Source organism: Dyella jejuensis, from assembly GCF_044904675.1.
Lineage (GTDB): Bacteria > Pseudomonadota > Gammaproteobacteria > Xanthomonadales > Rhodanobacteraceae > Dyella_B > Dyella_B jejuensis.
The window spans coordinates 130,160-142,288 of the sequence record NZ_JADIKJ010000010.1 but is presented as its reverse complement, the minus strand read 5'-3'; the positions used below and the strand labels follow the sequence as shown (position 1 = coordinate 142,288).

6 protein-coding genes and 1 pseudogene are annotated in these 12,129 nt (G+C 57.9%); 2 read left to right on the top strand and 5 right to left on the bottom strand.

Features of this window, described 5'->3' with window-relative positions; translation table 11 throughout:
* Positions 1–22: 22 nt before the first annotated feature.
* Complete coding sequence (gene pgm, locus ISP15_RS10280; RefSeq protein ID WP_404547212.1) at positions 23–1,672, top strand: phosphoglucomutase (alpha-D-glucose-1,6-bisphosphate-dependent); 1,650 nt, start codon at positions 23–25, stop codon at positions 1,670–1,672.
* A gap of 276 nt (positions 1,673–1,948) precedes the next feature.
* Here pgm and ISP15_RS10275 read toward each other — a convergent pair.
* From ISP15_RS10275 to ISP15_RS10260, 4 genes and pseudogenes are all read right to left on the bottom strand, one after another.
* A pseudogene (locus ISP15_RS10275) lies at positions 1,949–2,994 on the bottom strand (IS5 family transposase).
* A gap of 53 nt (positions 2,995–3,047) precedes the next feature.
* Entirely contained in the window at positions 3,048–4,847 is a 1,800-nt protein-coding gene (locus ISP15_RS10270) for a hypothetical protein (protein ID WP_404547211.1), read from the bottom strand.
* 328 nt (positions 4,848–5,175) lie between these two features.
* A protein-coding gene (locus ISP15_RS10265) for an IS3 family transposase (protein WP_404547210.1) occupies positions 5,176–6,263 on the bottom strand; the annotation gives its coding sequence in 2 pieces (ribosomal slippage) (positions 5,176–6,011 and positions 6,011–6,263; 1,089 coding nt in all).
* A 197-nt stretch (positions 6,264–6,460) separates the two neighbouring features.
* Positions 6,461–8,152: a S53 family peptidase gene (locus tag ISP15_RS10260; RefSeq protein WP_404547209.1), complete on the bottom strand. Its 1,692-nt coding sequence runs from the start codon at positions 8,150–8,152 to the stop codon at positions 6,461–6,463.
* A 358-nt stretch (positions 8,153–8,510) separates the two neighbouring features.
* Between ISP15_RS10260 and ISP15_RS10255 the strand changes: the two genes are divergently transcribed.
* Positions 8,511–10,526 (top strand): tetratricopeptide repeat-containing sulfotransferase family protein, encoded by a 2,016-nt coding sequence (locus ISP15_RS10255; protein ID WP_404547208.1) that lies wholly within the window; start codon positions 8,511–8,513, stop codon positions 10,524–10,526.
* A gap of 271 nt (positions 10,527–10,797) precedes the next feature.
* Here the strand turns inward: ISP15_RS10255 and ISP15_RS10250 are convergent, their stop codons facing one another.
* Positions 10,798–12,111, bottom strand: coding sequence for a glucoamylase family protein (locus tag ISP15_RS10250; RefSeq protein WP_404547207.1), 1,314 nt, complete (start codon positions 12,109–12,111; stop codon positions 10,798–10,800).
* Positions 12,112–12,129: the final 18 nt, after the last annotated feature.

The window sequence follows — 12,129 nt, the reverse complement described above, 5'->3', positions numbered from 1 at the left end:
CGCCAACAAGGAATCTCATCACGTGAACGCCAAAGTCGATGCACTGGCCGGCAAGGTCGCTCCGGAAGACATGCTGGTGGACGTTCCCAAATTGCTGGCGGCCTATACCCAACTGCGTCCGGATCCGGCCGAACCCGCCCAGCGCGTCAGCTTCGGTACTTCCGGCCATCGCGGTTCCTCGCTCGACCGCAGCTTCAACGAGTGGCACGTGCTGGCCATCACCCAGGCGATCTGCGATTACCGCCGCCAGAAAGGCATCAATGGCGCGCTCTACATCGGTATCGACACGCATGCGCTGTCGCGGCCAGCGTTCGAAAGCGCACTGGAAGTATTGGTCGCCAACGAGGTCACCGTGGCGGTTTCCGCCGGCGACGAATACACGCCCACGCCCGCCGTTTCGCATGCGATCCTGGTGCACAACCGCAAGCGGCTGGACGGGCGGGCCGATGGCATCGTGGTCACGCCTTCGCACAATCCGCCCAACGATGGCGGCTTCAAGTACAACCCACCCAACGGCGGCCCCGCCGACACCGACGTCACCGGCTGGATCCAGCAACGCGCCAATGCGCTGCTGGAAAGCAAGCTCAGCGGCGTCAAGCGCGTCAGTTACCGGCAGGCGCGGCGTTCGAGCCTGGTGCAGGAACACGATTACCTCACGCGCTATGTCGACGACCTGAAGAACATCATCGACTTCGACGTAATCCGCCAGGCTGGCGTGCACATGGCGGTCGATCCGCTCGGCGGCGCCGGCGTGCATTACTGGCAACCGATTGCGCAACGCTATGGCATCGACCTCACCGTGGTGAGCGATACGGTTGATCCCACCTTCCGCTTCATGACGGTGGACTGGGACGGCAAGATCCGCATGGATCCGTCCTCGCCTTACGCCATGCAGCGGCTGATCGGGCTGAAGGATCGCTACGACGTGGCCTTCGCCTGCGACACCGACCACGACCGGCACGGCATCGTGTCGCGCAGCCATGGCCTGATGCAGCCGAACCAGTACCTGGCCGTCATGGTGAATTACCTGTTCCGCCATCGGCCGCAGTGGAACGCCGAGGCTGGCGTGGGCAAGACGGTGGTCAGCAGCTCCATGATCGACCGGGTGGCCGAACGCCTCGGCCGCCGGCTGTACGAAGTGCCGGTCGGCTTCAAGTGGTTTGCCGACGGCCTGTTCGATGGCTCGCTGGGCTTCGGCTGCGAAGAAAGCGCCGGCGCCTCGATGCTGCGCCACGACGGAAAAGTATGGACCACCGACAAGGACGGCATCGTGCCCGCCTTGCTCGCCGCGGAAATGACCGCGCGCATGGGCAAGGATCCGGGACAGTTGTTCGACGATCTCACCCAGGCCCTCGGCCGCCCCTATTCGAGCCGCGTCGACGCCAAGGCCAACGCGCAGCAGAAAGCCACGCTCGCCAAACTTTCGCCGGCCCAGGTGCAAAGCAAGGAACTGGCGGGCGAAAAGATCGAGCACATCCTGGATCACGCCCCGGGCAATAACGCGGCCATCGGCGGCATCAAGGTAATGGCGCAAAACGGCTGGTTCGCGGCGCGCCCATCGGGCACCGAAGAGATCTACAAGATCTACGGCGAGAGCTTCAAGAGCGAAGCGCACCTGGAGGAAATCCTGCAGGAGGCGCAGCGGATGGTGGATGCGGCGCTTAGTCTGTAGGCGCTGTGTTCAAATGCGCTTGGGTGGCGCTTAGTGTCGTGAGATCGAATGCCTCTGGATCAATCGATCCCGGCGATGGGGCGCTGCACAGTCTTGATCATCAAGATCCTTGTTGCAGTTTTCGCTCGCATCAATCAGGTGTTATCGCATCAACCAGGTGTTAGTGCGGATAGTCGGTTTAGCAGGCTGTTGAGAAACACCCATTTCATTGTGGCGCGATAACCTGTGTCTATCAAAGGGCTTGCATGGTTCGGATGCCCCTCGCCATGAGTGTTTTTACGTGGGCGAGGGATTCCACCACTGGCCGATGCCATCCAGTCGGATCAGGTTATACGCGGCGAAATTCCAGTGCGCCCAAGCATTGACCTTGGCCAATCCAATCAGCGGTAGCTTGCGCAGATCGCCGATGGTCTTGACCCAACCAAAACTCTGCTCAATGCGTTTGCGGACCAGTAAGCTGATGGCGTAGTTCCCGCGGCTGGCCGTCCGTGCATCGATCGCACTACGCCGCCCATCGGTGGTGTTGCGGGCGATGTGGGGAACGATGCCACGTTGCCGTAGCTGCTCAACGAAGTCCTGTACGTCATAACCGCGATCAGCGCCCAGGGTAGCGCCCGGGGGAGATGCGCATCGACCAGCGCCAGCGCACCCTCACGTTCACCGGTGCCCGTGGCGTGGCGAATATCCACGCCGATCAGCAAGCCATGGCGGTTCTCCATCAGCGCATTGGCCGAATAAGCCAGGCGGGCTGCTTGCCCTTTGGCCTTGCGCATCAGGCGTGCATCCGGATCAGTGGTCGATGCGTGGGTCGCGTTACGGCGCTTCTGGCCTCGAAAGTCATCCTCATCGCCATCCCGGTCATCGTCCTTGGGGCGAAAGCTTCGATGCGAAGTCCACGCCTCCAGCAACGAACCATCCAACGAGAAGTGTTCGTCGCTGACCAGGTCATTGAGGCGTGCTAATAGCACGGTGTGGGCGAAGAAACGCTGGGCGATGTCGGTGTCGAACAACCGGTCACGATTGAACGAGAACGTGGAGTGATCCCACACCGGATCGTCGATGTTCAAACCGACAAACCAACGGAAAAGCAGGTTGTAGTTCAACTGCTCTATCAGCAGTCGTTCGCTGCGCACGCTATAGACCACTTGCAGCAGTGAGGCACGCAGCAAACGCTCGGGAGGAGTCGAAGTACGGCCACCGGTGGCGTAGCGCGAGGCCAACACCTCGTCCAGTTCCTTCAGGACGGCATCGACCAATACCCGCAGCTTGCGGATCGGATGATCGACAGGGACACGTTCGTCCACTGACACATACGGAAACATGCCTCACTGTTGTACATAACAGCGGGGGATATTCTATTGGAAACAGCCATGGCCTATGGCTTTGGTGATGGATAATTACATCCCGTAAAGTAGCAAAAGCCGGATGGAGGGCTGGTTGCCGAATTGGAAGTCGCAGTTGTAAACCACGTGTTTCCCGGCAGTGAGGTTGGCGAGGACATGATGCCGAAATATTGATTTGCGCCTGCTCCTCCGAATCCATCCTCAAACGCGCGGAAATAGATGAGATAAGTGAGCCACGGAAAGTTCTGCTGACTCAGTGTTATTTCGTCCGCCATCCATGATGCAGCGGTGCTATACGAAGTGACGGTGCAAGTCTGGCAGACCTCAAAGCCGGTTTCGGAAAACAAGAACGGAATATTCGTGTCGTTGTTGCTCTGGAATACCGCATACACCTTGTTATTTGGTTCAACCCATGTCGATGCTGTAGCGTCGGTGGCAATGTAAGGGTGCCAGCTTCCGCCGTCAAAGTAATCGCGTGGATTGGTACTAGGCCAGTTACCCAATGCAATGTCACTGTAAATTTGCGTGATAAACGAAACAATGGGAGCAAATGTCGGGTCTAGATATGTTCCTGTAGGATTCGGACTTGGTGGCGGCATGAATACCGTGGCATTAGGGATGTTGGCGTGAATTGCGGCATGCGCTGCGTACATCATGTCCATTGTGATGGCGGCGGCCTCTTGTTCAGTGAAGGTGGACGCATGCCCTGCTGGACACATGCCGGCATCCGTTAAATCTGGCACTAGCAGACCGTTTGTTTCATTTGCTGGCTCCCACATGAGAATGCTTGGCAACGCAGCAGACATTGTGTTCCAAGATTGCTTGAAGTTGCTGATGAAGTTTTCATATGCACTTCCGGGCGTTGTACTTCTACACGGTATTTCGTTCCAAATAGTTCCGCCGGTCATCCACGTCGGATATTCTCCATCTACGCCAAGAACAGTCACTCCGGAACTTTGCAGTTGTTGCACGGTAGCCTGAGCTATCGGCATCTCTGTGGCATTGATTTGAGTTGAGCTAGTCAGAAGATCGTTAGCAAGGGTCCACAATCGAACGACACGAGCATTGATGCCGTTATTGTTGAGCGCATTTACTTGGTCGCTAACGGCCCAACCTGCCGAACCGGCATCTTCTATGATGGGCTCACCTATTCCAAGACTTCCCGCTCCAGCCGCGACGGTTGCTACGTTCTGTGGAATGCCACAATAGAAGAATCGATAATCTACGTTGGGCGTACCCAATGCAGGGTACGCCGTATAGCCAGAAGGGCATGTCAGTGCCGTTTGCGTTGCAGGGTTAATGTATGGGGTAGCACCATCTCCTGTCATGCCACCGAAGTACATGCTTGCCGTAGTTATATCGGAAGAATGTGCACGCCAGCAGTAGAACAGATTGTTATCTACGTTTGGTGTCCCTAGTACTCGGGTTTGAGTGTAGCCGGGTGGGCAAGTATCGGTATGAGTAAAGGGGTTGACGTAATAAAAGTACCCTTTCCATGGCACGGCGTAATACGCGGTGCTCCCAGCCAATCCAAACATACCACCAAAATCGTAGAGTGAGTTCTGATCAGCTACGTGTGGTCGGCCGCAAAAGTACATCGACCAGTCGACGTTGGGTGTGCCATAAACGAGATATGCAGTGTAACCCTTGGGGCATGACGTACTACCCGTGGCAGGATTGTTATAGGCCCCTCCGCTGTAATAACCATACATACCAGCAAAGTCCCAAGCCGTATCTGCATGCGCAGTACTGCTCCATGCAATGTTCATAAATATCAAGATAGCTGTGAGCGCACTCAATGCGGAATGTCCAAAGCGCCATTTGTATTTCATATATCTTCCCTAATTACGTGAGTATGGTTGGGGGTGTGATCGTGCTACTCATTAACGGAGTTTGCAGTGCCCTGTAAATTGTTGCCGGTCCCACATTGAATCGGTCCGCTAACTGGGGAACGGAAAGATTCCTCTTCGCGAAGTATTTTGATTCGTTTGCATTGTTTTGGAGTCAACGCACGCTTACGACCAAACGCGACTCCTCGTTCCTTGGCCTTGGCGATACCGTCCGCATGACGCTCTGCCCGGATATCGTTCTCGAACTCTGAAAAGCTCGCAAGCAGGCTAACGGTAATCCCACCACTTTTAACTGACAGCAAAAGTGGAGCTAGGCGGCGAGCGCCAATTTCTGCATCGGCGTGATGCCGCCGAGTGCCATGTTCAAGCGCTCATGGTTGTATGTCCATAGCCATCGCGTGGACACGTCCTGCACCTGCTCGATCGAGTCGAACAGGGTTCGGGCCAGCCAGGCGTAACGTACGGTTCGGTTGTAGCGTTCGACGTAGGCGTTTTGTTGCGGCTTGCCCGGTTGGATGTGTTCGATCCGGATGCCCTGTTGCTCGGCCCAGGCCAGCAGCGCGCCACTGATGTATTCCGGACCGTTGTCGCAGCGGATGGCCTGGGGCTTGCCACGCCACTCGATGATCTGCTCCAGCGCCCGGATCACGCGGCCCGCGGGCAGTGACAGGTCGACCTCGATCCCGAGCCCTTCGCGGTTGAAGTCATCCAGCACGTTGAACGGCCGGAAGCTGCGCCCGTCACTGAGCTGGTCGTGCATGAAGTCCATCGACCAGACGTGGTTGATGGACTCGGGTACCGCCAGTGGTTCGGACCGCTCGCGCACGATGCGCTTCCCGGGCTTGATCCGCAAGTTCAATTCCAGCTTACGGTCGATGCGGTAGACCCGCTTGTGGTTCCAGCCGAACCCCTTGACGTTGCGCAGGTGCAGAAAGCACAGGCCGAAACCCCCATCGCGATAGGCCGTGGTCAGCCGAATCAGCCAGTCGGAGATCCGCGCGTTCTCTTCGCTCGCCTTGGCCTGGTAGCGATAGCCGGTTTCGCTCAACGCAAACGTCTGGCAGGCGTGCCGGATACTCGTGCGCCTGCTCTCCACTACCCATCGGGCCATCTCCCGGCGCTGAGATGGCCTTACCATTTTTTTGCCATCGCCTCCTTCAGCAGCTCGGCACTGAGCTGCGCGTCGGCATACATCTTCTTCAGGCGCCGGTTCTCGTCCTGCAGCTCCTTGAGCTGGGACATCAGCGACGCATCCATGCCGCCGAACTTGCTGCGCCATTTGTAGAACGCCGCCGAGCTGATGCCGTGTTCGCGGCACAGCTGTGGCACCGGCGTGCCGGCTTCGGCTTGCTTGAGCACGGCCAGGATCTGGCTGTCAGTGAATCGGGACTTTTTCATGGAACCTCCTCGGGAAAGACTACGAGAAAATTCCACTTCTGGCGTCAGCTAATTGGCGGGGGGATTACCACTTCAAATAGGCGAAAGCCATGATCCGGCATCGATTGCCGTTAGAGAAATAGTGCCGCCTTGCAATGCAAGCAGGCCCAGGATGCATCCTGGGCCTGCTTTTTTTGCCGTAGTCGCTTCGAACGAGATTACTTGGCGAGGGTGTTGATCAACGCGGCTTGCGGGCTGCCCCAACCGGTTACCAGGTCATAACCCTTCTCGGTCGAGTACTTCTCGTTTTTGCCACTGGTTATATCGTGGAAATTGCTCGAGTAGGCGGTGCCTCCAGGCGCGTTGTTGGCGTAGATCGTGGGATTGAGGAAGCCAACATAAGACGTGCTTCCATCATTGGCGATCTGCTCATCGACCAACGCTACAAAGGCCGCCCACATCGGCGCCGCAAAGCTGGTGCCGCCGTACTCGTTGGCTTGGCAACTGCCCATGGCACAGGTGTAGAAAGTGAAGTTCGCGTTGGCCGCTACGTCCGGGCCATTGCGGTACTTCGTCGAGCCTTTGTTGGTGGAGGTGATCACGCCGGAGATCTGCTGCCATGACGGAATGGCGATGTCGTTCGGCGAAATGCCGCCGGAAGAATCGCTCCAGGCCGTTTCCGACTTCCATGAGCCAGCGGCGCTGGACGTGGTGAGATCGGTACCTCCTACAGCGATGATGTTGGCGTCATCGGCGGGCCATGATTCGGCGTTGCCGCTCTTTGTCCACTCGCCAGAATCGCCGGAAGCGACGAAGAAGCTCTGACCCTGCGCAGCCATCTTTTCAAAATACGGATCGAGCGTCGATGCGTCTTCCGGCGTCCAACCCCACGAGCAGCTGAGTGTCAGCGGTAGCACGCCGTCCGAATCGGTGGTGGTCGTCATGGCACTGATGATGGCCGTGTCGGTGGCGCCGACATACATGACCACCTTCGACAGCTTAGGCGCCATGCCCTGCGCCTGCGTCACATCGAGAGCTTGCTCGCCGTCGGAGGAACAGCTCGAGCCACCATTGCAAGTGGTGGGAGTGCCATCGGTGGAGACGACGGTGAGGTTATTCGGATTCGTTTCCTTGGCGTTCTTATAATAAAGGGTGATATCGGAGGTGTTGATGCCCGCGTATTCGAACAGGCCAAGCGTCTGTCCGGCACCAGTAAGCGAACCGCTGCCGTAATAAGCCGCGCGCATGTCGCTGCCCAGGAAGGAAGCGGAAGGTCCTGAGCCGGTGGTGGCATGCGAAACCACCGCGTCCGGCGAAATACCGTGGGCTGCGGCGTATTCATCCTTCTTTACGAACTGCGGGTGCGGAATCGAATAGTTATCCAGACCCGACACGTGCCACAACGGAATGGCCAGCGCGGTAGCCGGTTCACGATCCGGAGCGTAGAACGTGCGATTCTCGGTCGGATGCTGATAGGTGTGCATCTTCACGTTGAAGGCCGCTTCTATGGCAGAAACCGGGCCCACAGCCTGCACATCCATGCCGTCGCGACTGCCGCCGGTGACCGTGAAGCCATACTGCTTCAGATAGTGGACGACCGTGTTGTAGTCATTCTGGTCGGGGCCGAAGCGGGCAGTGAACTCTTCTGGCGTGAGATATTGGCGATACTGCAGACTCATTGGATTGGTCACGTTCGCCACGAATTGATCGAGGCCGGCCTGATCGCGAACCGGCAATACCACGTCGATAGCCATCAATTTGCTGGCGGGCAGGCTGCCCACCTGTCTCGCTGTCCCCTGGCTCACGGCATCACGCACATGGTGCGTCATGAACTGCGCCGCATGAGCCGCATTGGTCGCGCCAAAGGCCAGTGCGATGGCAAATGAAAGCCCGCATGTCCTGCGGGCCATAATGGTCATTCCTTTTGTTAGACTTTTTCCAGTCGAATCTGCTCTATTCATCATGCGCTACTCCCAATTAGCTAGTTGAAAAAGAGAAAGAAGAGATTGCGAGGAAACTGACTGGTGCCCCCCTCCCCAGGGGTGCCAAATGGCTGCGGGAGCCTACCATGACGTTGTGCATGTTCAGTGAATGCGCGGGAGCTGAGGGAGACAAGCCCCATGCTTGATTTATACGGACACAAGCTTTTTGCATGTGCATGCATACACATGTACTTCACGCCTTGCGTATTAATGCACGCTGTTTATTGCCATCGATATCAGCATCAATGCTTGCGGCAATACTTGCCTCCTACGGAACCCCGGATCCATGTCACAAAACGCCATGCCAAGCACGGACAATGCCCCAGACGAGCAAGACGTTCTTACACTGGTTGCCCTCATTCAGCAAAAGCAATATGGCCAGCTTGAGACGCTGGCGCGCAAGCTCACCCATCAATATCCGCTGCATGGTGCTGCATGGCAGGCGCTTGGCGTTTCACTCAGATCGCAAGGGAGGCTCGCAGAAGCGGTCGAAGTACAGCGTCAGGCGGTAACGCTGTTCCCCGCGGATGCGACGGGACATTACCTTCTAGGCGATAACCTGATGGCGATGCAACAGCTGGCTAATGCTGCGGAGAGCTTCCATCGTGCATGCACCATCAAGCCTGATTTTATCGATGCGCATTTCAAGCTTGGATACGCGCTGTCGGTACAAAACCGTTACAGCGAAGCGATTGAAGTTTATGAGCGTGTGATCGCGCTACGTCCCGGTTTCAACGAAGCGCATGCCAATCTTGGCTTTACGCTGATGAGTGCAGGCCGCTATGCGGATGCCGAATCGCATCTGCGCGAGGCACTTCGCGCGTTTCCTGATAGCGCACCGATTACCAACGCGATAGGCGTAGTGCTGTATGGGCAGTTTCGCATGTCTGAGGCTGCAGAAAGCTTTCGCCGCCTGGTTGCGCTGGTGCCTGACGATGCCGAAGCATATGCCAACCTCGGCAACGCTTTGCGCGAGCTTGGTGATCATGCGAACGCAGAGGCAAATTATCGCCAATCCATCGCGCTCGATTCCCAATTCTCACGGGCACATTTTGACCTCGGCGGCTTGCTTTATACACAGGAACGTTTTGCCGAAGCCGAGCAAAGCTATCGCAAGGCGCTGGAATTGAAACCCGACCATGTCGAGTCGTGCAATAACCTCGGACGCAGCATCCGTCGTCAAGGGCGACTGGAGGAGGCGCGCGAGTATTTCGAAAAAGCCATGGCGATCGATCCCGACGCCGTGGAAAGCTATTTCAACTTGGCCTCACTGCGCCGCTTCGAGCCGGGACAACCCGAACCCGAGCGCATGGAGAAGCTGGCCTCCAGGCTGCCCTTCCTATCCGAAAGCTCCCGCATCCTTTACTGGTTCGGTCTGGGAAAAATGCGTGAAGACCTTGAGCGTTACGACGACGCTTTCGAAGCCTATGCGCAAGGTAATCGCCTTAAACATACCCAGATTTCACCGGATGAGACCAACAGGATTGCATTGGCCGACAATGTGCGCGCGATTTTCAACAAACAGTTTTTTGCCGATCGAGCCGCGCCGGCTTCATCAGGGAAGTCTCCGATCTTTATTGTCGGCATGCCGCGATCGGGAACGTCGCTGATCGAGCAGATTCTCTCGTCGCATCCCGATATTCACGGCGCGGGCGAGTTGCCAGAATTGGAAAACCTCATCTTCGCCAGCGCCACCGAAGTCGGGCTTCCCGCCAAACGCTATCCTGAAGTGGCTGCAGGCATGTCGGCAGAAGCACTGCTGCGCATGGGTCAGGCCTATGTAGAAAAGGTGTGGCGGCTCGCCCCTGGTGCCACCCACATCACCGACAAGATGATGTCGAACTTCACGCATATTGGCATGATTCGACAATTGTTTCCCCAAGCGAAGATCATCCATGCGAAGCGCAATCCGATGGACTCGTGCTTCTCGTGCTACGCCACCCTGTTTTCCAAGAACAATCTCGATTTTACCTATGACCTTGGCAGCCTTGGCCGCTATTACGTACGCTACATCGAATTGATGCAGCATTGGCAGCAGGTGTTGCCGGCAGGATCGATACTTGAGTTGCATTACGAAAATATGGTGAAAGATACCGAAGGCGAGGCACGTCGGCTGCTGAGTTATTTGGGGCTGCCGTGGGATCCCCGCTGCCTGAGTTTTCACGAGAACAGGCGTGTGGTGAGAACCGCGAGCGCGGCCCAGGTCCGCCGCCCGATCTATAAGTCGTCGGTCGCGCGCTGGAAGCACTTCGAGTCTCACCTTGGACCGCTGCTTGATATCGTCGGAGATTATCGCCAATAAGCCGGGCCACACGTCCGAATGGCTCTAGGGATGCTCTGGTCAATGCTACGTAGGCGTCACCAGCTCTGTCTGTCCGCATGCCTCCTCGCTCTTCAAAGCCGAGTGCATCATGCGCTCTCCCTGTGTGCGGTCCGCCGTCTCGACAGCCAGCCGGTCTGCCATCGCCGACGGCCCTGTGACCTGCGAACAGACAGCCACGATGACACCTGCGGAACATTGATCAGAACATTCCAGAAGCTATGGAAAAAGGTGTCGGTATGACGGCCGCGCATCAGGGGTCAGTTCTGTGAGCCGCCTCCAGCCACCCGCCACTAAACCCCGCCTTGCGCAATCCATCCACGATCCACGGCACGCCGCGCATCAGTTTCCATAGCATGCCGGTGTGGTGGTTTTCGATCATGGCCACGATCGGCCCGATATTGAGGCCGTAGTGCCAGGGCGAGATCCAGCCGAACGCGCATTCGGGGTTGCCGAAGGTGGGGTTGAAGGTGGCGCGGAAGCCGTAGCGATGGATGTCGTGCAGCTTGAGCTTGTGCACGTAGCTGTGCATCGCCGCTTCCACCAGGTCGGGCGCGAAGGGCAGGGAGGCGGCCACCGCCCATGGCGCGAGCGTGCCATCGTCCACGCCGAACGGCGCGCCGCGGCTGATGTAATCGTAGAAGGTGCGCTCGACGCCATCGACGATGCGCGTGATCGGACCCGGCCCGTCGCTGGCGGTGATGCCCCAGCCGTGTTCGCCGTAGCCGCGAAATCCCATCGGGTTGTCGATCGCGTAGCGGTGCTGCACGTGGGTGGCGCGGCGGCTGTTTTCGAAATAATCGATGCCATGGCTGCGCATGAAGCGATCCTGGATGCCGCGCAGGTCCAGCCATACGTGCGAGAGCTGGTGGGTAAACAGCGGTGCGGAGTAGAGATAGTCGATGTCGTAGGCATTCTTCCAGGCGAACGTGGATGACCATGCGTCGTAGCTCGATGCCGATGCCGGATGCGTGGGCGAGGCGAGCGCGAGCACTTGCATCACCAATGATTCGTCATAGCCTTCCCAGCGGAACGGAATAAAGCCTTTTTCCGGTCGCCAGCCGTGCCGGATGCGCCCGCTGTCATCGAGCAGCCAGTCCCATTCCACTCGCCGGTAGAGCATCTCGGCCAGCTCGCGCAGTTCGCGCTCTTGCGCATCGTCGCCCTGGAAATAGGCGGCGGCGGCTAGCATGCCCGCGATCAGGAAGGCGGTATCGACGCTGGAGATCTCGCACTGCCACGCGCGCTTGCCGGAGTCCGCGTGCAGGAAGTGATAGTAAAAGCCGCGATAGCCAGTGGCATCAGGCTGTTCGCCTTGGGGGCTATGGCCGAAGAAGCGCAGCGTGGCAAGCGAGCGCGCCAGCGCAGTGTGGCGTGTCATCAGCGATCGCTCGACGGCGATCGGATAGCAAGCCAGGGCGAGGCCGGTGGCCGCGATGCTGGCCGGCCAGCCAGGCTGGTTGCGGTCGAGGACCAGCCCGGTTTCGCGATCGGTTTCGCATTCGAAGTACGTGAACGCGGTGCGCTGGATATGCAAGTGCAGGGCGTTCTCACATAAAACATCCACTGTGGGTTTTTCCTCGTT

Bases quoted from the DNA above. Each gene is read 5' to 3' on its own strand.
- ISP15_RS10270 (WP_404547211.1), bottom strand. From the start codon at position 4,847: ATGAAATACAAATGGCGCTTTGGACATTCCGCATTGAGTGCGCTCACA.
- ISP15_RS10260 (WP_404547209.1), bottom strand. From the start codon at position 8,152: ATGGCCCGCAGGACATGCGGGCTTTCATTTGCCATCGCACTGGCCTTT.
- ISP15_RS10255 (WP_404547208.1), top strand. From the start codon at position 8,511: ATGTCACAAAACGCCATGCCAAGCACGGACAATGCCCCAGACGAGCAA.